The organism is Polaribacter sp. SA4-12 (assembly GCF_002163675.1).
Classification (GTDB): Bacteria; Bacteroidota; Bacteroidia; order Flavobacteriales; family Flavobacteriaceae; genus Polaribacter.
In genome coordinates, this window is the sequence record NZ_CP019334.1 from 595,727 (window position 1) to 620,728 (window position 25,002).

The 25,002-nt window shown below is 31.7% G+C and carries 17 protein-coding genes and 1 tRNA gene; 5 read left to right on the forward strand and 13 right to left on the reverse strand.

All coding sequences use genetic code 11. From position 1 onward, the window contains the following. Positions 1-29: 29 nt before the first annotated feature. The 7 genes from BTO07_RS02740 to BTO07_RS02770 all read right to left on the reverse strand — a co-directional run bounded on the left by BTO07_RS02740 (position 30) and on the right by BTO07_RS02770 (position 8,799). Entirely contained in the window at positions 30-1,418 is a 1,389-nt protein-coding gene (locus tag BTO07_RS02740) for a cryptochrome/photolyase family protein (RefSeq protein ID WP_335682125.1), read from the reverse strand. Further along, the gene (locus BTO07_RS02745) at positions 1,419-1,550 is read right to left on the reverse strand and encodes a DUF2256 domain-containing protein (RefSeq protein ID WP_087519774.1); all 132 of its coding nucleotides are present in this window, start codon (positions 1,548-1,550) and stop codon (positions 1,419-1,421) included. It abuts the gene before it with no gap. After that, positions 1,547-3,007 (reverse strand): cryptochrome/deoxyribodipyrimidine photo-lyase family protein, encoded by a 1,461-nt coding sequence (locus BTO07_RS02750; RefSeq protein ID WP_087519775.1) that lies wholly within the window; start codon positions 3,005-3,007, stop codon positions 1,547-1,549. Before BTO07_RS02750 ends, BTO07_RS02745 begins: the two co-directional genes overlap by 4 nt. Further along, complete coding sequence (locus tag BTO07_RS02755; protein WP_087519776.1) at positions 3,004-4,119, reverse strand: FAD-binding domain-containing protein; 1,116 nt, start codon at positions 4,117-4,119, stop codon at positions 3,004-3,006. The genes BTO07_RS02750 and BTO07_RS02755 overlap by 4 nt, the downstream gene beginning before the upstream one ends. A gap of 523 nt (positions 4,120-4,642) precedes the next feature. After that, entirely contained in the window at positions 4,643-5,047 is a 405-nt protein-coding gene (locus BTO07_RS02765) for a DUF2452 domain-containing protein (RefSeq protein ID WP_087519778.1), read from the reverse strand. 1 nt (position 5,048) lies between these two features. Further along, positions 5,049-5,213: a Lacal_2735 family protein gene (locus BTO07_RS17255; RefSeq protein WP_157663370.1), complete on the reverse strand. Its 165-nt coding sequence runs from the start codon at positions 5,211-5,213 to the stop codon at positions 5,049-5,051. A 2,872-nt stretch (positions 5,214-8,085) separates the two neighbouring features. Next, positions 8,086-8,799, reverse strand: a complete 714-nt coding sequence (locus BTO07_RS02770; protein ID WP_232457076.1) for an arylesterase — start codon at positions 8,797-8,799, stop codon at positions 8,086-8,088. A gap of 58 nt (positions 8,800-8,857) precedes the next feature. Here BTO07_RS02770 and BTO07_RS02775 point away from each other — a divergent pair, with 58 nt between their 5' ends. Together BTO07_RS02775 and BTO07_RS02780 are read left to right on the forward strand one after the other, a co-directional pair. Further along, a complete protein-coding gene (locus BTO07_RS02775; RefSeq protein ID WP_087519780.1) occupies positions 8,858-9,547 on the forward strand; it encodes an ABC transporter ATP-binding protein in 690 nt (229 codons plus the stop codon). 44 nt (positions 9,548-9,591) lie between these two features. After that, entirely contained in the window at positions 9,592-12,084 is a 2,493-nt protein-coding gene (locus tag BTO07_RS02780; RefSeq protein ID WP_087522531.1) for an ABC transporter permease, read from the forward strand. A gap of 17 nt (positions 12,085-12,101) precedes the next feature. Here the strand turns inward: BTO07_RS02780 and BTO07_RS02785 are convergent, their stop codons facing one another. The 5 genes from BTO07_RS02785 to BTO07_RS02805 form a co-directional block, all read right to left on the reverse strand. Further along, on the reverse strand, positions 12,102-14,252 hold the full coding sequence (locus tag BTO07_RS02785; protein WP_198342502.1) for a PepSY domain-containing protein: 2,151 nt from the start codon (positions 14,250-14,252) through the stop codon (positions 12,102-12,104). A gap of 11 nt (positions 14,253-14,263) precedes the next feature. After that, on the reverse strand, positions 14,264-14,752 hold the full coding sequence (locus BTO07_RS02790; RefSeq protein ID WP_087519782.1) for a DUF2271 domain-containing protein: 489 nt from the start codon (positions 14,750-14,752) through the stop codon (positions 14,264-14,266). Between the two features lie 16 nt (positions 14,753-14,768). Further along, a complete protein-coding gene (locus BTO07_RS02795) occupies positions 14,769-16,259 on the reverse strand; it encodes an ankyrin repeat domain-containing protein (RefSeq protein WP_087519783.1) in 1,491 nt (496 codons plus the stop codon). A gap of 76 nt (positions 16,260-16,335) precedes the next feature. Then, complete coding sequence (locus BTO07_RS02800) at positions 16,336-17,709, reverse strand: hypothetical protein (RefSeq protein WP_087519784.1); 1,374 nt, start codon at positions 17,707-17,709, stop codon at positions 16,336-16,338. 23 nt (positions 17,710-17,732) lie between these two features. Continuing rightward, on the reverse strand, positions 17,733-20,138 hold the full coding sequence (locus tag BTO07_RS02805; protein ID WP_087519785.1) for a TonB-dependent receptor: 2,406 nt from the start codon (positions 20,136-20,138) through the stop codon (positions 17,733-17,735). A 106-nt stretch (positions 20,139-20,244) separates the two neighbouring features. Between BTO07_RS02805 and BTO07_RS02810 the strand changes: the two genes are divergently transcribed. Together BTO07_RS02810 and BTO07_RS02815 are read left to right on the forward strand one after the other, a co-directional pair. Continuing rightward, a complete protein-coding gene (locus BTO07_RS02810) occupies positions 20,245-21,213 on the forward strand; it encodes a helix-turn-helix domain-containing protein (RefSeq protein ID WP_087519786.1) in 969 nt (322 codons plus the stop codon). A gap of 628 nt (positions 21,214-21,841) precedes the next feature. Next, a complete protein-coding gene (locus tag BTO07_RS02815) occupies positions 21,842-22,099 on the forward strand; it encodes a helix-turn-helix domain-containing protein (protein WP_087519787.1) in 258 nt (85 codons plus the stop codon). Positions 22,100-22,282: 183 nt separating this feature from the next. Here BTO07_RS02815 and BTO07_RS02820 read toward each other — a convergent pair whose 3' ends face one another. Beyond that, positions 22,283-22,924, reverse strand: coding sequence for a DUF6266 family protein (locus tag BTO07_RS02820; protein WP_087519788.1), 642 nt, complete (start codon positions 22,922-22,924; stop codon positions 22,283-22,285). A gap of 1,931 nt (positions 22,925-24,855) precedes the next feature. Between BTO07_RS02820 and BTO07_RS02825 the strand changes: the two genes are divergently transcribed. Beyond that, positions 24,856-24,937: transfer RNA gene (locus tag BTO07_RS02825), tRNA-Tyr, on the forward strand. Positions 24,938-25,002 lie beyond the last annotated feature (65 nt).

A 25,002-nucleotide genomic window follows, 5' to 3' on the forward strand; every position in this document is an offset into this window, starting at 1 on the left:
CATTTTATCAAACATAGCAACTAACATACTTAACCTTGGGTTTTTCTAAAAAAAATACGGTGTGTATCCATAAATCGCCAAAAAAGACCATCCCAAATTGCTTGCCATTCGCCTTTTTTATAATTACTCATTTTCATTAAGTAATTACTACCACTTATGTATGGTTTTGTAGCCATTAATCCGCCATCTGCAAACTGACTCATTCCATATACATTGGGTACCATAACCCAATCATAGCTATCTATAAAAAGTTCCATAAACCAACGGTAAACTTCATCTGGGTCAAATTCGCAAAGCATCATAAAATTGCCCAACACCATTAAGCGTTCTATGTGATGACAATAACCTGTTTCTAGTATTTTTTTAATGGTTTGATCTATTGGGTAAATACCTGTTGTACCATCATAAAAAGATTTAGGTATTTTTTTAGTGAATCCCCAAAAATTACGTGTCCGTTCATCACTTCCTCTACTTTCATAAATACCACGAATAAACTCTCGCCAACCAATTACTTGACGCACAAAACCTTCTAATGAATTGATAGGGATATTATTCGCTTTTGCAAAAGAGAGACTTTGTGCTATAATAGCTGTTGGAGTGATTAAACCAACGTTTAACATAGGCGTTAATACACTATGATTTAAGATAGAATTCTCTGCAACAATAGCGTCTTCATAAGTTCCAAACTCTAAAAAACGTTGTTCTAAAAATTGTTGAAACCATTGTTTACTGGTTTCAAAATTTGTTGGGTATAATGAGTTTTTACTGAGTTGCCCAATGTTATTAGAATAGTTCTTTTTTACATAACTCAAAGCTTCTTTATAAAAAGAATCAACATCAGGAAATTGAATTGCTGGAGGTATCTTTTTTGCTGGATATTTTTTTCTGTTTTCAGCATCAAACGTCCATTTTCCACCAGTTGGATTTCCATTTGGATCAATCAGAATATCTCTTTTATTTCTTTGGTCTTTATAGAATGTTGTTTGGTGATATTTCTTTTTATCACTTCGAAAAAAGGGTTGTAAATCTTCTTTTGTATTCAAAAATAAAGGAGAATCAAAAACGGTGCAATCAATAGAATTTGTAGTACAACCTTTCTCTATTCTTTTCTGAAGCCAATTATCAACAGGGTCTATATAGTTAATATTGGTAATCCCTTTTGATTTTAGAAACGGAATCAATTCTCGGATATCAGAAATACTTTCTAATGATTCTACATAAGTAACTTCAATCTTTTTAGAAACTAAAAAAGCTTCGTAATGTTTCATTGTTGCTCTATGATAGGCTATTTTCTGTTTATGAAAGTTGAATTGCTTAAAAAATAGAAATTCTTCAATAATATAAACAGGAAAACCATTCTCTAAAAGCGGAGAAGCTTCAAAAAGTTGGTGCGGAAAAATTAGATTTACTGTTTTCATTTAGGCTTTATTTCTTCGACAACGTTCACTACAATATTTTACATTTTCCCAATTCTTTTCCCATTTTTTACGCCAAGTAAAAGGTTTGTCGCAAACCTGACATATTTTTTCTGGTAAATGCTGTTTTTTCATCGTCTTTTATTTACGTGTGTTGCTAAAATTCTATTTTTTTCAGCAGTAACTGCTGGATGCTTTTTATGTCCCCAAATTTTATCTCTTGCTAATTTAGCACTTGCTTTAAGATCTACTATTGGCAACGGATAATCTTCACCTATAGTAACACCACAAAAGGTTTGCTCCATAATACTCATTGTCCAAGGTTCATGTATGTATGCTTCCGGAACATTTTCTAATTCAGGAATCCATTTTTTAATGAATACACCTTTAGGGTCATGTTCTTCTGAGTTTTTTACAGGATTGTAAAGTCGTACAGTATTAATACCCGTTGTTCCTGCTTGCATTTGAAATTGCGGATAATGAATACCTGGTTCGTAATCTAAAAATTGACAAGCTAAATGATATGCACCATCGCGCCAATCTTGATCTAGATTTAAGGTTAAAAAAGAAACCACCATGGCACGCATTCTAAAATTAATCCAACCAGTTTGTTCAACAGCACGCATACACGCATCTATTAGCGGATACCCTGTTTGTCCTGTTTTCCAAGCTTTAATAAATGCCTCGTTCTTTTTATGTGCTAACAATTCATATCCCTTGTTTACACAATGTGTTTCATACGTACATTCTACTTCAAATTTTTGAATAAAATGACAATGCCAATGCAAACGTGTGAGCATTCCAGAAAAAGCACGATTGTTAGCAGTTCCATTAGGATGTGTACCTACAAACTGAAAAACTTGCTTAATACTTATATTTCCCCAAGCAAAATAAGGAGATAATCGACTACAAGCTATTCTGCTTTCTGTAGGTTTAGAAATATGTCTATGGTAATTAAATCCTCTTTTTTGAGTGAAAGAGTTAAGATAACGCCACGCATTTTCTTCTCCTGCAGGTTGATATTGTTTCGGATAATTCTCTAACTTAGAAACTAATTGTTGAGGTAATATATATGGATGTTCTAATTTATTTAGTTCTAAAACTGAATAGTTATTTTTTAAAATAGGCGAGTGCATTGTAGCGTGCCATCTCTTGTTCCAAATATCTCTATTTTTAAGACCTCTTATAATGCCATCGCGTTGACTTTCTCTCCAAACAATATTGTTTTTAATACAAAGTTCATTGATTCGTTTATCACGTTTCCAAGTCGTTTTTGTTCCACTTTCTTGATAACTAAAAAGCTGTTGAATGCTATAATTTTTGTTGAGAAAGTTGAAGATTTCAATAGCTTCTCCATAAAATACATCCACAGTACGATTATAGCCTTTTAAACCTTTTTGAAGTGATTTTATAGAATGATATACAAATTGTAAATGCCTTGGACTTGTATCTGGATATTCGATAATACTGGGTTCAAAAAGATAGATAATTAGATACGGAATACCTGCTTGTTCTGCTTTATGTAAAGGTTCGTGATCTTGTAATCTAAGGTCTCGTTTTAACCAAACTATATTTATGTTTTTTGAATTCAAAATGTAATTTCCTTTTTACATTTTTTCCAAAAAGAAAAGAAAGAAGGGTAGTAGCCTTTCACAGAAAACAGCCAATCTCTTTGTTCTTCGATACCTTTATAATGATTGTTTAAAGGATGCTCTTTGTAATAAATACGTTCTAAATTATACGTAGTTGTAAGTTCATTAAATTCACCTACAAAAATTTGAATTTTTTCTATATTTTTTGCAAGGCCAATTATAAAGTCAATAGACTTTTGAGATACCGGATATTGTTTAAAATGTGATGGTTCTAATAAGAGAATACGATTTGCAGACAATTGTTTTCTCCAGAGAGGATCCAAATTATAAAAATTGTAAATAAGCGTTGTAAGTTTTGTATTTATTTTTATTTCACTTTGCTTTGGAAGTGGTGTTCTTAATTTTAATATTTCTGAAAGAAATAAGGTTTCTGGTATTGGTAAGCTTTCAAAATCATCATAAGATACATCAACAAAAGTTTCTGTTTGATTACTATGACAATAATTATTAATGTTTTCTTGATTTGCGTAATACTTCTTATTACTATTTGTGCCAGCAACCCATTGCCAGCTTAATGCATTGCTAGCCCAGTCTGCATCTAGCAGATAATAATACATCCATTGAGCAGGCATTTTCCAATGGTTTTGACCTATATTACATGCAATAGATGCAATGTACATTCGCATGTGATTATGTAGATAACCCGTTTTGTAAAATTGATTAATAGCAGTATCTATAACATCTATTCCTGTTTTTGCTCTATTAATAACTGCCGAAATCCCATTAGTTACAACTGGTTCTTGAATGTTCTTTAAATCTTTATTTATAGCATCTCCTTTAGATATCCAAACCTGTTGCCAGTAGTCTCTCCACGCCAGTTCTTGAATAAATTTTAGGATTGGGCTTGAATGAAAACCACGTTTTAATAATTCTTGATAAACAAATTTTGTAGAAATAACACCACGAGAAATGTAAGGTGACAAATAACTTACCGCACCATCTAAATAATTTCTAGATTTGCCATAACCAACAGGATCTATAGTAGCTATTCTATCTAATATAGTATAATATTCTGTTGGAAAATGGTTTCTTTTATTTGTATCATTTTGCATTAACGTTTGCTAATTTTATTCCCAGAAATATCAAGTTGTTTAATACATTTAAAACGAGTAATATTTTGGCTTAGTTTTTCTAAGTGTTTTGTAAGTACACTACTTTAACACTTAATTGTCTTTCTTTTACTAATCTTGTTTCCAATTTGGGTAGTTTTCTTCTCTTTGTTTTTTGTTTGAGTAGATAATGTTCCAAATTGTTAATGCCATATATATGGCAAATATTATAAAACCTACTATTAAAAAGAATATATTCATGATGTCCTTCTTTGTCTAATTGCTATTGCAAACAATAATATAGTACCTGGCCAATGTGCAGAATATTGCGCCTCATATGTCATACCAAAAATCCCTAGCCCTACAGAGTATAACAAACATAGGAATGCTAAAATAACAGGATACCATTTTAAAATTATTTCTTTCATTTTTTTATTATTTATTAAATTATTATTAAAAATAGATTTCATCTATTTCGTACTATATTAATTTCTTTTTCTAGGAAGTAATTTTCTTACATAAATATCTAAACTACTTTTTCCCATATTTGATCTGCATTTAAATAGAAACTTCCTAATGAATTAAAGTTGCATTCGTTGGGTGCGATAATAGACAAAAAATGATCGCCATTTTCACGTTCGTACAAATGATAATGTTGACCTATAATGGGTTCAAAAGTGAATTTAGCTTCGTTTATTAATCTATTATCCTCAAACTCTTGCATTAAGAGTTCATATTGTTCTTTAATTTCTTTAAACCTCGTTTTTACTTTATGGTTTAGCTTATTAACACTTCTTTTTTTCCAAGCAACAGTATCTGTAGTAGTAATAACAGGCGCTCCAACACTTGTTGCATATGGTTTTAAATATGCATCGTACTTTTGAGTTTCTGTATTATAAACAACATTATCAGGTTTCTTTTCTTCTGTCATTTTATTTTAACGTCTCTATTTGTTTCATAATTTCTTCAGCTTCATAAACCTTTTGATCACTTAGTTTTCTATTCGTTGAAGAGAGGCTATGTGCATCTTTTGTTAACTTTTTATATGCTTCGTACAACTTGTCTTTTTTTGATTTCTTTTTAAATAATCCAAACATCATAGTAAATTTTAAGAGGGTTAAATATTAAATAATAGTATGCAAATATACAAAATGTTTAACGTTTATTACTTATTATTAAACAAAAGCACTTAAAAAGGACTTTGTAGCCATTTAATAGATCAAATACATTAGCACATAATTCTTCGACAAGCTCATCAATTAACAACGAATCAACACCCCGACATACTTTTAGTTTTTGTAGTAATTCAACTTTTATGGAATGGCAAGTGTCCAAAGATTGCAACGGTCTGGACACGATAGTGGAGCTTCTTGTAGAATTCAATGAAATTATAGGAAGTCTAGATTTTTGGTTCTTTTCATCAATGGAAAAGAACAAATAATAAAACATTAAAGTAAGAATGATTAAAGCAATCTCATAATTTAAAACTAACCAACAAACAGATTACCACGTCCTATCGTTCTCTTAATGACATTAATTTTATTATTGAGAAAAAGCAACGATAAAAGCAATCTCATCAATTAATCACGAATCTCACTCGACATACTATAATTTCAGCTAGAATTCAAAAGGAATGAAACGGCTAAGTGTCCAAAGCTTGTTCTCAACTCGATTGGGGAACCAAATAAAAAGTCTGGACACGATAGTGGAATTTCTTGTAGAATTCAATAAAATTATAGGAAGTCTAGATTTCATGCAAAGTATGTGCTGAACTTGTTTCAGTATCAATCAATGGAAAATAACAAGAATTAAAAAATTCAAAAGAAGAATGATTGAAGAAATCTCATCAATTAAAACTATCTAATAAACAGATTACCACGTCCTATCGTCCTCGTAATGACATTTATATTTTGTTATTGAGAAAGAGCAACGATAAAAGCAATCTCATCAATTAATCACGAATCTCATTCGACATACTATAATTTCAGCTAGAATTCAAAAGGAATGAAACGGCTAAGTGTCCAAAGCTTGTCCTCAACTCGATTGGGGAACCAAATAAAAAGTCTGGACACAATAGTGGAATTTCTTGTAGAATTCAATGAAATTATAGGAAGTCTAGATTTCATGCAAAGCATGTGCTGAACTTGTTTCAGTATCAATCAATGGAAAAGAACAAATAATAAAACATTAAAGTAAGAATGATTAAAGCAATCTCATAATTTAAAACTAACCAACAAACAGATTACCACGTCCTATTGTCCTCTTAATGACATTAATTTTATTATTGAGAAAAAGCAACGATAAAAGCAAGCTCATCAATTAATCACGAATCTCACTCGACATACTATAATTTCAGCTAGAATTCAAAAGGAATGAAACGGCTTAGTGTCCAAAGCTTGTTCTCAACTCGATTGGGGAACCAAATAAAAAGTCTGGACACGATAGTGGAATTTCTTGTAGAATTCAATGAAATTATAGGAAGTCTAGATTTTTGGTTCTTTTCATCAATGGAAAAGAACAAATAATAAAACATTAAAGTAAGAATGATTAAAGCAATCTCATAATTTAAAACTAACCAACAAACAGATTACCACGTCCTAACGTTCTCGTAATGACATTTATATTTTGTTGTTGAGAAAGAGCAACGATAAAAGCAAGCTCATAAATTAACAACGAATCACCACCCCGACATACTTTTAGTTTTTGTAGAAATTCAATTTTTATGGAATGGCAAGTGTCCAAAGAGTGCAACGGTCTGGACACGATAGTGGAGTTTCTTGTAGAATTCAATGAAATTATAGGAAGTCTAGATTTTTCATTCTTTTCATCAATGGAAAAGAACAAATAATAAAACATTAAAGTAAGAATGATTAAAGCAATCTCATAATTTAAAACTAACCAACAAACAGATTACCACGTCCTATCGTTCTCTTAATGACATTAATTTTATTATTGAGAAAAAGCAACGATAAAAGCAATCTCATCAATTAATCACGAATCTCACTCGACATACTATAATTTCAGCTAGAATTCAAAAGGAATGAAACGGCTAAGTGTCCAAAGCTTGTTCTCAACTCGATTGGGGAACCAAATAAAAAGTCTGGACACGATAGTGGAATTTCTTGTAGAATTCAATAAAATTATAGGAAGTCTAGATTTTTGATTCTTTTCATCAATGGAAAAGAACAAATAATAAAACATTAAAGTAAGAATGATTAAAGCAATCTCATAATTTAAAACTAACCAACAAACAGATTACCACGTCCTAACGTTCTCGTAATGACATTTATATTTTGTTGTTGAGAAAGAGCAACGATAAAAGCAAGCTCATAAATTAACAACGAATCACCACCCCGACATACTTTTAGTTTTTGTAGAAATTCAATTTTTATGGAATGGCAAGTGTCCAAAGAGTGCAACGGTCTGGACACGATAATGCAATAAAAAGTAGAATTCAAGAAAACTAAAATAAGTCTAGATTTTTGGTTCTTTTCATCAATGGAAAAGAACAAATAATAAAACATTAAAGTAAGAATGATTAAAGCAATCTCATAATTTAAAACTAACCAACAAACAGATTACCAAGTCCTAACGTCCTCGTAATGACATTTATATTTTGTTATTGAGAAAGAGCAACGATAAAAGCAAGCTCATAAATTAACAACGAATCACCACCCCGACATACTTTTAGTTTTTGCTGGAATTCAATTTTTATGGAATGGAAAGTGTCCAAAGAGTGCAACGGTCTGGACACGTAAGTGGAATTTCTTGTAGAATTCAATGAAATTATAGGAAGTCTAGATTTTTGGTTCTTTTCATCAATGGAAAAGAACAAATAATAAAACATTAAAGTAAGAATGATTAAAGCAATCTCATAATTTAAAACTAACCAACAAACAGATTACCACGTCCTATCATCCTCGTAATGACATTTATATTATTGATTATATTCTAATAATTATAAAGATATTAATATAATAACGGAGCTAAAATAGACCAAACATTTTTAGCCAAAATTGAATGACCTTCTTTTGTTGGATGAATCCCATCAGATTGATTTAAACCCGTAATACCACCCACATTTTCTAGTAAAAAAGGAACTAACACAATCTCATTTTTTTGAGCTAAATCAGGAAATATACTTTTAAATTCGGCAGTATATTCTTGCCCCATATTGGGTGGAATTTGCATTCCTGCTAAAACAATTTTGGTTGTAGGATATTTAGTTTTTACAGCATCAATTATAAATTGTAGATTTTTTTTAGTTGCTACTAAAGGCACACCTCTTAAACCATCATTTGCACCTAACTCTAAAACAAAAACAGCAGGTTTTTCATTTAAAACCCAATCAATTCTATTTTTTCCACCAGAAGAAGTTTCTCCACTAACACCAGAATTTACCACTGTATAATTCAGTTTAAGAGAATCTATATTTCTTTGTATGATTCCTGGGAATGCGTTCTCCACATCATCTAGACCATAACCAGCAGTTAAACTATCGCCAAAAAATATAATTTTTTTAGTGGTATTTTTTTTAGTTTTCTCAATTTCAATCGTATTATTATTTATTTCTAATGGTGTTTCTTTTTTAGGAGTATCCGCTTTACAAGAAAATAACAGCATTGCTAAAGAAAAATAACAGAATTTTAAGAAAATTGTTTTGGTTTGATTGTGGATATTCATCTTCAAATGATTATTTTTCAGCATCAGCATATTTAAGTAAAAAATTAAATAGAAATTAATGTCAAAGATATTAAAGATTAATGATTTAGAGAAAACTTATACAAGTGGTTCTAAACAATTAACAGTAATTAGTAATATTTCTTTTGAAGTAGAAAAGGGGAGTATCTTCTCAATAGTCGGACCTTCAGGAAGTGGTAAAACAACCTTGTTGGGTTTATGTGCAGGGTTAGATTACCCTACATCTGGTACTATTGAACTTTGTGATACACCATTACAAGATTTAAATGAAGATGAACGTGCCGCATTAAGAAACAAAGAAGTTGGTTTTATTTTTCAGAATTTTCAATTATTACCAACATTAACCGCCTTAGAAAATGTAATTGTTCCTTTAGAATTACAAGGAGAAAAAAATGCTGCAAAGTTTGGAAAAGAGTTGTTAGAAAAAGTTGGATTGGCAGATCGTATGCACCATTATCCTTCACAGTTATCTGGAGGAGAACAGCAAAGAGTTGCATTGGCTAGAGCATTTTCTAACAAACCCTCTATTTTATTTGCTGATGAGCCTACAGGAAATTTAGATGAAGAAACTGGTGAAAAAGTAATTCAATTGCTATTTGAACTCAATAAAGAAGCAGGCACAACATTGGTTATTATTACGCACGATTTAGATTTAGCCAACAGAACACAACAAATTTTAAGGTTAAAAGGAGGGAAGATCATTTCTAACGAAAAAACAGCAATTATTTAATGAGCAAATTAACATCTAAAGCAAACTTTAATTGGCTTTTAAAAATGGCTTGGAGAGATGGAAAAGCAAGTCTTTCTAGATTGATGCTTTTTATGGCATCCATCATTTTAGGTATTGCTGCTGTAGTTTCTATTCAATTATTTAGCGATAATTTAAAACAAAATATTCAGAAACAATCTAAATCCTTAATGGGTGCAGATTTTATTATTGATAGCAAAAAATTACTATCAGAAAAAGTGCTTAAAATAATTGATTCTCTAGGTGCTGATGCTTCTGAAGTCAATTTTGTTTCTATGGCTGCTTTCCCTAAAAACAAAGGAACTAAACTAGTAAAAGTAAGAGCCTTAGAAGGTCTTTTTCCTTTTTATGGAGATTTAACAACTGTACCCCAAAATGCAGGAAAAACCTACCAAGAATTAGGAGGTGCTTTAGTGGATGCTACTTTATTATTACAGTATAATTTAAACCCAGGAGATTCTATAAAATTGGGTAAAGTTACTTTTCCAATAATTGGTGCTTTAAAATCAATTCCAGGAAGTACTGCTATTTCTTCATCAATAGCACCCTCGGTTTTAATTCCGTATCGTTTTTTACAACAAACGGAATTATTACAACTAGGCAGTAGAAAAGAATATCAATATTTCTTTAAAGCTCCTGAAATGGATTTGGAGTTGTTAGCCGAAAAAATAGGGCCTGTTTTAGATGCAGAAAATGCAGATTTAGATACCCATACTAGTACAAGTAAACAATTAGGAAGAAGGTATGATAATATTAGTCGGTTTTTAAATTTAGTGGCTTTTATTGCTTTGTTGTTAGGTTGTATTGGTATTGCAAGTTCTGTACATATTTATATCAAAGAAAAATTAAAAAATGTAGCAGTATTAAAATGCTTGGGAGCTTCTAGAAAACAATCTTTTTATATTTATTTAATTCAAATTATAGGAATCGGGTTTGTAGGAGGTATTATTGGTGCTGCCATTGGTACTGCACTACAATTTGCTTTTCCTTATATTTTACAAGATTTTTTACCTTTTGATGTCGCCATAACCATTTCTTTTCAACCCATAATTATGGGAATTATATTGGGTGTTTTAATGTCTATTTTATTTGCATTATTACCTTTATTAAACACTTGGTATGTATCTCCTTTAGAAGTATTAAGAGGGGCAGAAGACAATTTACAAAAACCAAAAAAGGCAAGAATACTAGTATCAATTGCCATTTTACTTTTCATCTTTTTATTCTCTTTTTGGATCTTAAAAAGCGCCCTAAATGGCCTCATTTTTACGATCGGAATTTTCATCACTTTTGCAATAATGGCAGGAGTTTCCACTTTATTTATCAAAGGAATTAAAAGGTTTTTCCCAAGTTCTTGGGGTTTTACAAAACGTCAAAGTTTGTTAAATTTATTTAGACCCAATAACCAAACGATGGTGTTGGTTTTAGCTATTGGTTTAGGTACATTTTTAATAAGTACGTTGTATTTTACCAAAGATATTTTATTAGCAAAAACGTCTTTAGAAAACAAAAAAACAGATGCGAATATCATTTTAATGGATGTACAAAAAGCGCAAGCATCTGCACTTGTAAACACTTTTAAAAGTAAAGGTTTAGAGGTGATTGATAACATACCCATTATAACAATGCGTATGGAAAAAATAAAAGGGAAAACTGTAAATGAAATTAGAAAAGACACCCTTATAAAAATGCGTAAATGGATGCTAAATCGAGAGTTTAGAGTTAGCTATAGAAATCATTTGGTTGCAACTGAAGAATTACTAGAAGGGGAGTTTTTTGGCAAAGCTGAAAAAGGGAAACCTATTTACGTTTCCATTGCAGATAATATGGCCAAAGATGCCAATTTAAAATTAGGAGATGCTGTTACTTTTAATATTCAAGGGGTATTAATGGAAACGATTATTGGTAGTATTCGAAAAGTAGATTGGAGTAGTATGAAGGTTAATTTTATGATCTTATTTCCAGAAGGAGTTTTAGAAAAAGCCCCTCAATTTAATGTCATCACCACTTTTGTACCCAATGAAGAACGTTCTGCTGATTTACAAAGAGATGTAGTACAAAAATTTCCAAATGTTACCATTTTAGATTTGCGTCAAGTATTTACAATTGTAGAAGATATTTTAGATAAAATTTCTTGGATTATTAATTTTATGGCATTTTTTAGCATTCTTACTGGTTTTATAGTGTTGATTGGTTCTGTAAGAAACAGTAAATATCAACGAATAAAAGAAAGTGTTTTACTAAGAACTTTAGGGGCAAAGAGCAAACAAATTTTACAAATTACAGCTTTAGAATATGTGTATTTAGGATTGTTAGGAAGTTTAACAGGAATTTTATTGTCTTTAGTTGGTAGCCAATTGTTGGCTACATTATTGTTTAAAGAGCCATTTATACCGTCCTTAATTCCGTTTTTAGTTTTTTTACCTGTCATTACAATTTTGGTAGTGGTTATAGGACTTAGTAATTTAAAATCTGTGTTGAGAAGTCCGCCTTTAGAGGTTTTAAGGAAAGAGGTATAGCACAAAATTATTTCATATTAATAGCAATCTGTTTTTATTTGGTTTTTAAAATGATGTAAATCTTTGTTTAGATGTTTTCTAGAAATATTTTCTAGTACTGATACAACTTCATTCATCATAGCCACAGAACCACAAATCATAATAACCCCTTTGTTTTTTAAAACGGAAGTAACTAATGCTTCTTGTTTTGCAATACTATCTTGAACGTATTCTTGGTTTTCTTCTTGAGAAAAAGCAAAATGAACTTTACCCGAATTTAAATATGGTTTGTAAATATCACTAGAAGCTTTTGTTCTTAATCCACAAAAAACATGTGTTTCTATCGTTGTATTTAACATTCCTAAATACGGAGCAATCCCTGTACCGTTTGCAATTAAAATTACTTCTTTCGCCTTTTTAGGAAAATGAAAGCTTTTGTTTTTTTCAATACTGGCTTTTAGTATCTCATTTTTATTGAAGCCTAAAAGAAGTTTTGAACAAACACCGAACTCATGTTTTTTAATACTCAATAAAATATCATCTTCTATTTTTCCGATAGAATATAAACGTTTTACATTGTCTTTTTCTGGTGTTATCGCTAATAAATCACCAGAAGTAAATTGTAGTTTTTTATCAGGTTGTAAACGAATTAAAAAAGTAGCATCTTTATTTAAATTGGTTCTACTAATTACCTTAAAATTGTTCTGATGTATTGGTTTAATCAGTTGCTCTATCACTTCTAAAGAAAGCTTCGTTTTCTTATTCCACTCTAAAACCCAAGTTTTAAAATCAGTAAAATTCTGATTATTGATTTTAGTTAAGGGTAAAATAGGAGTGAAGTGGTTGTTCTTTTTCAGCTGATTCTCAATAGCAATCGCAAATTTGCAATATTCTTTATAGGCCAATGAACCAAAACCAACCACTGCATATTGTAAAGGATGTATAGGTTGAATTGTATGTACTAATTTTAGAAACTTAGTTGCATTTGTAGTTGCTTCTCCTTCTCCGTAAGTTGCTGCAAAAATGATTAAATGTTTTGCTTTTGAATACGTAGTATAGTTATTTAAGTGGTCTATAAAAACAGTTTTGTTTTGTTGTAACAATGCCTTAAAAAATGAGTTTGCTGTATGAAAGGTGTTTCCTGTTTCTGACCCCACTAAAATTATAAATTCGGCAGTGTCTTTATTGAATTTATTTTTAAACTGAACCCGTTTTTGTCTTCTATTTATAGCGATTGCAAAACCAGAATAACTAAAGAAAAGTAGGGCAAAGCAAGACAATAATAAAACTAAAGACCAAAGGATTGAACCTCTTCCTGTATGTAAAAACAAACTCCAATAGGAAACCGTTTTTACCCAAGAGTATTTTTGGTTGCTCATAATTGCTCCAGAATATTGATGTACTAAAAGTTCTTTGTTTTTTAGTTTTAAAAAGAAATACTCCTCTTCATCATCAGAAAAAGGAAATTCTAAACTTTTAAGTTCGCTTAGTTTTGTTGTTTTAAAAAACTCAAATTCAGTAATAGGGATTTTAGTATCATTTTTTATAGAGGAGCTATAAGTATGTTTGATTTTAGTTTTAGGAAGTAAAGAGAATTTTTCTAAGGATAAATAAACGCCTGTTAACGTAACAATTACAATAGGTAGTAAAAAGTATCTGCTTAAAACAACATGAAAAAACTGATTGAAATCTTCATAAATAACTTTGGAAAATATTTTTTTAAATCCGCCTTGGCGTTTGGTTAAAAGTAAAATACCTGTAATTGTAATTAAGAATACTAAAAAAGAGAAAAAAGCAACTAAAATTCGCCCTGTAGACTTTAAAAATAAAGAGCGGTGTAAGTTGGTTGCAAATTTATAGATAGCTGCTTTAGAAACCACAGTATGTATCTTTTTTCCGGAGGTAGGATTGATATAAAAAGTCTCACTTTTTCCGTCTTTTGTAATTACTGAAGCGGTTACAAAATGATGTTCATTCACTGCTAAGGTAATTACCTCATCATATTCTTTTTGTAAAGAAGTTAAGGTAGTAGCTATGGTAACTTCATTGGTGTTTATAGCATGCGGTTGTAGCTGATTCGAAATTGGTTCGAAAGCTAAAATTATTCCTGTAACGGAAGCTATCAATATAAAAAAGAAAGAAGATATAGCCAAGGTTAGGTGGCTATATCTCCATATAGAAATGGTCATTTTTTACTTTTTTATTGAGGTAAAATTCTAATATAACGAATAAACCCTTTTCCATCAACTTTACTATCTACAGTCTCTGTTGTAAGTCCAAATTCAACATCATCACTGTAGTGTTTTTGTTGTTCTACCGCACTTTCAAAACGGATTTTGTATCCTTTGTTTAATTTGTCATTCGGAATTTCAATAATACTAATGGTTCTATTACCTCCACTTATGGTTGCTCCAGTAATAGCATCTATACTTTCATCAACTTTACTTTGAAAATTCCACCATTCTTTAATGTCGTGATACCATTTTTCATCATCACCCTGTACGTATAATGTTTTTTCATATTCCCCTTTAGGGTTTACTAATGAAATAATAATATAAGCACCTTCTCCTTCATAATTTTTCATTTGAATCATGCACTTATATTTTTGTGATGCTTCACTCTTTTTTAAACTAGAAAACGCCATTAAGGATAAGCAGGTTGCTAGACATAGATATTTAAAAGATTTCATAAATTTTAGTTTATTATTATTTTAAAAAGGAAATGTTTTCATTTTTTAATAATTCATTTTCCTTAGCCAAATCATAAGCACTTTCTTCAAATTCTGTTAAAATACTTTTATCAGCTCCTTTTTTTATCAGCATTTTTAAGGTTCTTACATTCTTTAATTTCATGGCCGCTAAATGCAAAGGCGTAATACCATCACTATTTTTTTGATTTACATCTGCGCCTAAGGTTAAAGCTTTGGCTATTAGTTTTTGTTCTCTTTTAGAAATGGCAATATGTAAAGGCGATTCTTTTTTAGAAGCATTTTTAAAAGACACACCCGCCGCTGTTAATTCATTTGAAAAAGCTTCAAAATCTTTACTGTTTCGTCTGCTATAGCTATTAAATAGATGGTAAAATAAATTATTACCATCGCTATCAACAACATGTACATTACTTCCTTTTTCTTTTAATAGCTGAAAAGCTTTTGTGTTTATACCTTGTGTAGCAAAAGTTAAGGCAGCAAACCCTTTTTTATTTTGGTGGTTGATATCCGCAACAAGTGGGAGTAATTTTTTCATCACTAAAACATTATTTCTTTTAACTGCATTTAAAAAAGCGGTATTTCCTTCGTTATCTTTTTGGTGTATGTCAACTCCTTTATTGATAAAGAAATCTATAACGGTAAGATCTTTGGTGTTTTTAGCAATGTTATGTAAAGCCGTTTGTCCTGCTAAATTACTAAAAGTCATGTCTAACTTTAAATGATCAAAATATTGATACACTTCTATAGGGTTGCTACCTTGTCTGCTTCCATGACTTGCGGTAAGTACTAAGTTTTCCCCTTGTTTATTCACTTTTTTATAGTCGAAACCTTGAGAAATATAGTTTTTAATTATATTGATATTTCCTTTTTTAGCAGCATAAAATAAAATGTCATTTCCATCTGTATCCGTAGCATGGATATCTACCCCTTTTTGCTGAAAGTATTCAATAGTTTTTAAGTCTTTTACATTGGGAGCTAATAACAAAATAGCATTGGCATTATTTCTAGTAGTACTTTTTAAATCGACACCATTGGCAAGCATTAAATCGTAGATCTTTGTATTTTCATGGCCTGCATTTAGTGTAAAAGTAAACCAATTGAATCCATGGCTACCTGTATGGTTTACATCTGCCCCTTTTTTTAATAAGAGTTCCATAACAGGAATTTCACCTGCATAACCTGCCCATATTAAGTAGGTTCTTCCATCATGTGTTGGTTTGTTAATGGGGTTTCCGGGTAGAGAGAGTAGGTATGCTATCGTTTCTATAGGAGCTTTTGCCATGATAGCATTACTTACGGCATCAAAGGCTGCTTTATTTGATTTTGTAGCATCATTACCTTCTTTAATTTTTTGTTTTACAACTTTAACGGTTGGTTTTGTTTTCCAAAAAGCGCGATCGTGAAAAACGTTTTCACTTTTGGGGCCTCTTCGCTGTGCAAAAAATATGCAAGGGAATACGAGTAGTAGCAATACTATTTTTTTCATTTTTATTGTATTAAGAAAGTCCCTTTCTGTTTTGATACAGAAAAGAGACTTCAAATTATTTTTATATTATTAAGAATTACCAGCTTCCAATAAAATGACTCCCTATTGCATTTATTAATTGAGCCCCTTTAGTAACTGCTCCCGTTTCTACATTTACCACATAAATGTTTCCGTCTTTACCTACAGGAGCATAGGTAATATATACTTCATCACCATTAACAACATAGTGTTGATATTGCGTTAAGTTTGCATCTAGTTCGTATGGTAAATTTATTAAAGTAGCTGTTCTGGCGTCTAAATCTGCCAATGCAAAAAAGGCTTCTGGCTTACCAGATTCTGTTCCATTTGCAGACCCATCATGACTATACCCAATAATTGCTTTACCATTACCAGCATATTTCCAAGCACGAATGTAGGTTCCATTAATCCCTAAGGCATCATCTAATTTAAACTCATAAGAATCATCATATTTATTATCGGTTCCAATTCTTAAAAGATGAGAACCATTAGGGTCGTTTTGGTTTGCTTGATACACATATCCGTCTTCAGCTAAAAAAGCATTAATACTACGGTATCCGTTAGTATCACCTAAACCTACGCTAGAAGTAATTATTTCTGGGTTGAATAATGTAGGGTAGTCTAAAACAATAGTTACTGCTTCTATAGCCGCCGCCTCTCTATCTCTTTCTAGCGTTGATGTATCTGTTTTTCTAATGTTAGCGCCAATGTATATTTTATTTCCAGCAGCATTTAAAGTAGGCATGTCTATTCTACCAATATAATAACCTTGTGCTTTTAACGCATCACTCAATGAAATTTCATGTTCTTGAAAATTATTGATTCTAGAGTTTTCTAAATCTAAGGTTACAATCCCCATAGTAGCTTGTGTATATTGGTAAACATCGTCTGTAACATCATCTGCAGTTCCATTATCATCTACAATATTTTCTGTAGATACATATACCGCAGCACCTGTTTGGTCTCCATCAAATAATTTAATCCATCTTGGTGCTGTTCCTACATAAGGAGCAATACTAATTTCTGAACCTGTTGGTGTAAATGTTTGTCCGCCTTCTACAGTATATTTCGTATAGTTACCACCTGTATCACCTGCATAACTAATATTAAAAATGGTAGTACCATCTTCAGAAGATTGTAATCTTGCCGTTCTATTAGAGGGCGCTATAAAGCCATTATTAAATACATCTACAGCATATTCTGGGTCTTTTGCATCTTCAGAGTCTATAGCATAAATAAGAGTACCTCCATTACCATCTCCAGGAATATCTCCCATTGCAGCACCTGCAATTGTAATCCATCTATTTTCTTTTTCAACTACGGGGTCTACGATAGGTTCTTCGTTGATATCCTCTTTATTACAACTGGTTATTAAGAGTGCAGAAAAAAGCACTAAGCTTGCATGTTTAAGTGTTAAAATTTGGTTTTTCATTGTGATCGTTTTTTATGATTTAATTATTTATTTATTGTGTAATTTAATTTTAAGTAAAAAGCCCTACCTGGTTTTTGTACGGATTGATTATCGTATGCTGCTTTGTTAAAAATGTTTTTAATATCGAAACTTGCTACTAGTTTTTTATTTGGAAAAGAATAACTGAACCCAGCATCTTGAATGAATTGTTGGGGTATTAAAAACTCTTCTAGCCCAACTGTATTGGTTCCTTTTGCTACGATGTAAGAAAATTCATCTGTAAAATATGCGTTGTAGAATAGGTTTAAACGTGCGTTTTTTTGAATGCTATTTTTAATAGAATAGCGTACGGATGCATTCATTGTAAACAAAGGGGTGTTAGGCACATCAATAATGTAACCTGCTTCATTTTTTGTATCTAAGCTTAAGCGAGAAAAATTAAAATTAAAGCCAAAATTGTTATTATAGTTATAGCTTAATTGGGCTTCTAAACCTTTGGATGTTGTTTTTTCATTATTATTCGCATATTGCACGAGTTCATCATTTTCATATCCTTCTGCATCAAAACCAATTAAATTTTTAATGTTTCTAGAAAACAAGTTTGCAGATACAGAAAAGCCATGTTTTTGAATGTCAAATTTTCCGAAGCGAAAACCTAAATTGTAATTATTACTTATTTCTGGTTTGATTGTTAAGTTTTGAAGGGTGTTATCTCCTAAATCGCCAAATACTTCCGTTTCACTAGGTAATCTAATTGCTTTTTCTGCAGAAGCTAATACCGCTATGTTAGGTAAAATGGCATAAGAAGTAGCGAATCCATACCCGTTGTATTTTTTATTACTCTCGTACACTTCATTAATGATAGCTGTTTCATCATCGTTAAATACGGGGGCTGTATTTAATACTTCTTGGTGATACTGTTTCCCAAATAAATTAGCTTTCAATTTTTTATTAAAGGCATTAAACTCATAACTTAAAGAATAAATGCTCTTATATAAATCACTTGTTTTTTGAAAAGTATTTTGTAAAAGCGGAATTTCTTCATCTCTATCTTCTCTATCAAGACCGCTATACACATGATTAAACAACACTTTATGCTGTGTATTTACTTGATATGAAATACCAGATCTTATAGAAACTACTTTTCTATCAATGGTAAGTAGCGTAGGGCCGTTTTCACTTTGTGCGCCCCATGTGTATTCAAATTCATCACCTCTAAAGTCTATGGCTCTTTTACCTGTCCAACTATAAGCAATGGCAGTAGTATCATTTAATACACGATGTCTTTTTCCATACAATCCATTTATATTCACCTCTAAACCTTTGGTAAATAAATCCTTTTTAAGGTACATTAAGTTTAATAAGCGCACATTAGATTCTAAAAATCTACCTTTATAAGGTATCTTATTTACAAACGCACCATGTTGTAGCTCTTTATAATCATCAGAACTTGTAAGTCCTATTAAAAATTGATCTGCCCATGTAACATTGGTATAACCAACTTGTAATATACCACCAGATGACCTGTATGCATCGTGAAATCTTTTTGCAGTAATAGGTGTTTCTACACCCCCTAAACCTATATCAACAATAGTGGGGCCACTAATTTTATAATCATTATCTGAATAATTATAAAAACTAGATGCCTTAATGGTAAAACCAGATTTATCAAATCTATACAGCCCATTTATAGTTGCTTGTAGGGTGTTAAAAGAACCATAAGAAATAGCGGCATTTAAATTAGTTTTGGTCCCTTTTTTAAGTATTATATTGATAGCGCCTCCTAATGCATCATCTGCTAAATGACCTGGAACCACGCCTTTATAAACTTCTATATTTTTAATTAGTGAAGGAGGGATGCTATTTAAATTAAATGACGAACCATACATAGAAATAGGAATTCCATCAATAAAAATGCTAATAGATCTCCCTGATAAACCGTTTAAAGAGTATTCGACTTGAGAACCTAAACCTCCATTTTGTCTTATTTTTACACCCACAGTAGAATTTAATAATTCATTTGTTTGTACATTTCTAAGGCTAGCTTCTTTGGTTTCTATTACATTAACAGCAAACCCTTTGGTTTCTTGTATCGTTTTTTTACTAGCACTTATAATCTTTATCTCATCTAAAGATTCACTTGTTTCTTCTAACGTAAAATTTAGTTGCTGCTGCTGGTTTTTTAATATGATTACTTCTTTCGTTTTTGTTTTAAACCCTAAGTAAGAAACCGTAATGGTATGTTTACCTGTACTAATTTCATGAAATTGATAGGTACCCTTATCATTGGTAATTGTTACCATCGCATTATCATCAATAGCAATAGTAGCGCCCATTAAAGGTGTTCCATTATCATCTTTTACTTTTCCAGTAATGATCTGTTCTGAGTTTTGTGAATACAGAGATGCTGTTGTAAGGAATAGCAATACGATTGATACAATATTTTTCATTATTCTTATTTAGATTTAATATAAATAACATACTTTTGCAAAACTATTGTATTAAGAAATAGTTGATATAACGCAAAAGGAATTTTTAAATACGCAAAAGGAATTAATGAAGATTGATATAGATAGTCAGGTTTTTAGCAAGAAAGCAATCAAAAATACGTTAGACAAAAACGTTGATTCTAAAGGATTTAGCGAGTGCAACTGGTTTTTAAAAGATGAGAAGGCGTGTGGGGGTATAAAAGATATTAGAGGTAACGGAATGTGTTTTTTTGCTTATAATTTAAATTGTTATCAAAAAAATAAAATAATTGTTTCTCATGATGCGCCCTTATATAAATTGCATTTTGAGTTTGATGATGAACTAAAAGATACAAGTAAAAGCGGAACAAAGGAAGGCATCCATGTTAAAAAAGGAAGGTTTGAGTTGCTTTTTAATCCGCAAGAAAATAGTATCATAAAGCGTACTAAAGAAACTAAAAACGCGGTAGAACTTTATTTTGAAGAGTCTTATTTGCGGAATATTATAAGTACTGAGTTTACCCAGTTATTGGTTATTTTAAAAGTAAATTCTAAAGAAAAAGCCTTTATTAATTATGGTGTATTTATTACTGACGACCTTATTAATATTATAAATTCGATTAAAAATTGTGCATATGCAGGTGCTAAAAGAAGTGTTTTTCTTGAGTTAAAAATTAAAGAATTAACCATTGTAGCATTGGCTATTTATATGGATCATTATCATGAAGATGAAGAGATCATTGCTACCAAAGAAGCATTGCAGAGTGTTGAAAACTATATGAAATTAAATTTAAAAAAAGAGCTAAACATTACTGAGTTGTCTGTTTTGGCAGGTATGAATACCTCTAAGTTTAAAAAAAGTTTTAAGCAATTGTACGGAACCACTGTTTTTAAATACATCACTTCTTTAAGAATTGAAAAAGCGAAAACTTTAATTCAACAAAAATCTTATACAATTTCTCAAGCGTCGTATGAAGTAGGGTATAAAAACGCACAACATTTTACGGTTGCATTCAAAAAAAAATTGGGGTATCTACCCAGTGAATTAAAAAAATAATAGGAGTAACTATGTTTTAGTACTTCCTATTTATTTTACCATGATAGCGCATTAGAACTTCTATAAAGTTTGTTATCAATGGCTTTTTATTAGGAATCATCATCAGGATAAACGCTCCTTAAAAATGTATTATAAAGCGCTGTTTTATAGTATTATCATTTTATAAAACCGAAATTATTATTCCCATTTTTTTTGTTCTTTTTTCTTCTTACCCCTTTCTTTAAAAAATGCCCTGTGTTTTTCAATTTCCATTTACATATTTGTTTATAGTATCAACATCCGTAAAAACACTTTTACTAAAAGCCATCTTTATCTTTTAAAGTATCGATTTTAAAATAAATAGGAACGCTATAAAAAGCGATGCTTATAGAAAAAGGAAACCAAAAAGGTACAGCAACAGCTTTGTTTAGTAATTCAAAATTATCTTTTTAATAGCGCTATTTTCTGTAAGGACAAACCCCTGATAAAGTATCGCTGAAATTTTAAGTTTTAGTGTTTTTTTAGGCTCTTTTATCAAGATTATAGCACCCCGTATTTATACCTATAAAAACATACTTCATAAAAAAAGACCTATATTAGAGGTAATACACTCTATTTCAAAGGAGTATATTGTTAAAAAAAAGCGATTATGAAAAATAAAAAAAACCACAAACCAGCATTACAAAACACCCATGTAAAATTCGATCCCTTTATAATAAAAAATGAAGTATGGCTCAATACAGAAGAAGCTATGAAACTTTTAAAAGTAAGCCGCAGTACCATATACCGATTGCGCAAACAAAAGTACATTCCTAGTTTTCAACTAGGTCATATCCCAATATATCCAAAATTCTTATTAAACAAGATGTTAATGGGGAAGGCACTTGATAATGTAAATAAAACATGATACCCTGAGCAGCCTTTTTTAAAAAAGAGTGGCGCCAAAGAAGCATTAAAAAACATGTTTACAATTAACAAATTTAATGTTATATGCAAACACGTTATTATGAAACCTTTTTTGGTTTCTGGTTCTTGGTACCTGGGTTTTAGTTTTTGGTTCTTGGTTTGCGCTTTACAACGCTTTCCTTTTTTACAACACCGTAACCGCACCCATATACGTACTAATTGCTGCAAAATTGGTTTCTGGCTTGCTAAAAGAAGCCCAAACTTCAACCTCTAAACTTGCCATAAAGTTAGGCAGCGTTACACTTGCCGTTGTAGCATCACGAGTGGCAACCGCTACGTTGGTATAAAACAAATTTAGTTCGGGTGCATAGACCACCACCATCAATTCATCAGTGGCAGTGGCTTTTCCTTGTCCGCTATTGTCTTGCCAACCAAAATTTAGGGTTTGTGCCGCTGCGGCTGCAACCGTACCACCATCAATACCTCTTAAATCGCCTTTGCTAATTAATACTTTGGCATAGTCCATAACTGTGCCGGTAGGGAGGTTCACCACTGCATTTTTAAGATGATACGATGTTGCCAGGTTAGCACGCGATTTATCGCCCTGTGGACTCCCGAAATAACGGTTTAAAATATCTACAAGCGGACTTAAAAAACCAATCACGGTTTTAAATTTTAAACGTTGTTCTTCCTGTTTTGCAGTAGCCGTATAACTACCACGCTGTGGTAAACTACGCATTACATTTTTCCCTCGCCATCGAGCACCTACTACGTTACCTACTTTTCCTGAAAATCCACCAAGGATTCCTTTTTGAAATGTTGCCATAATTGTTGTTTTTTATGATTAATAGATGTCAAACATAAAGCCTAAAACCCATAAAACCAAATACTTGACACGTGCTGACCCGTATTGACACAAACTGACCGTTTGTGAACGCTCCTGACCTGTGCTGACACATCATGACACATGGTGACACATGATGACACACCCTGATCTATGCTGACACACCCTGACCCACAAACTCGTTTTTTAGGGGGTTTTGTTCGGGTTTGGTTCGGGGTTTGTTCGGGAACGGGAAGGGGCTTTTTTTTAAAAATGGACTTTTTTAGGAGGAAACCCGAAGCAGACTCGTAGAAAGGGTAGTGGATTGTTATTGTGAGGAGGAACGACGTAGCAATCTCAAAGAGTATGCACACACAAAAAGTAGCAAGTAAACAGTAGCAGTAGCAGTAGCAGTAGCAGTAGCAGTAGCAGTAATCATAATACTAACAAAAATCACTAACCCGACATACTATAATTTCAGTAGTAATTCAAAAGGAATGAAACGGCTAAGTGTCCAAAGAGTGCAACGGTCTGGACACGATAGTGGAGTTTCTTGTAGAATTCAATGAAATTATAGAAAGTCTAGATTTTTTTGGTTCTTTTTTCATCAATGGAAAAAAGAACAGCATAAAACATTTAAAGAAAAATTATTAAAACTATCAATCAAACAGATTACCAAGTCCTAACGTCCTCGTAATGACAGTTATATTATGTTATCGTAAAAAAAGAAAAAGGAGACAAGAAACAAGAAACAAGAAACATAATACTAACAAAAATCACAACCCCGACATACTATAATTTCAGTAGTAATTCAAAAGGAATGAAACGGCTAAGTGTCCAAAGCTTGTCCTCAACTCGATTGGGGAACCAAATAAAAAGTCTGGACATGATAATGCAATAAAAAGTAGAATTCAAGAAAACTAAAATAAGTCTAGATTTTTGGTGAAGCCTGTGCTGAACTTGATTCAGTATTCATCAATGGAAAAGAACAAGAAACAAACATTCAAAGAAGAATGATTAAAACTCCCCAACAAACAGATTGCCACGTCTAAAAAGCGCCTCGCAATGACAAACGCACTACTGTCATTGCGAGGAGGTACGACGTGGCAATCCCACGCAAAGAGTATCCCACAAGAGTAAGAACACACAAAAAGTAGCAAGTAAACAGTAAATAGTAGGCAGTAGCAGTAGGCAGTAGCAGTAGGCAGTAGCAGTAATCATAATATTAACAAAAATCACTAACCCCGACATACTTTTCGTTTTTGTAGGAATTCAATTTTTATGGAATGGCTAGTGTCCAAAGCTTGTCCTCAACTCGATTGGGGAACCAAATAAAAAGTCTGGACACGATAATGGAATAAAAAGTAGAATTCAAGAAAACTAAAATAAGTCTAGATTTTTGGTTCTTTTCATCAATGGAAAAGAACAAGAAACAAACATTCAAAGTAGAATGATTAAAACTATCAACAAACAGATTGCCACGGCTAAAAAGCGCCTCGCAATGACAAACGCAATACTGTCATTGTGAGGAGGTACGACGTGGCAATCTCACGCAAAGAGTATCCCACAAGAGTAAGAACACTACTGTCATTGTGAGGAGGATACGACGTAACAATCCCACGCAAAGAGTAACCCACAAGAGTAAGAGCACCACTGTCATTGCGAGGAGGATACGACGTGGCAATCTCATTATATTAAATAAGAACATTCAATTAAAAAAAAATAACACTTTTTTTAGGACATTTATAAAAACTTTGTATATTCGCTGACCCTTAGAAAAAAGGGGTGTTTTTTACAACAAAAACGGTTGCAAACCCGCTGACTAAAGCAGTTCACTTGTAATCAGTACGTTGTAGATTTCGAGTCTTAAAAGCGGCTCAAAACAACAAAAATTGTGAAAGCAATTTTAGGTTCTTTAAAATAGTAAATAAAAAGGGGAGATACTCAAGCGGCCAACGAGGACGGACTGTAACTCCGTTGACTACGTCTTCGCAGGTTCGAATCCTGCTCTCCCCACAATGTACCTTTTTATATCCATCAAATACATACCACTTCTTTCTATTTATTGCTAGATATAAGTA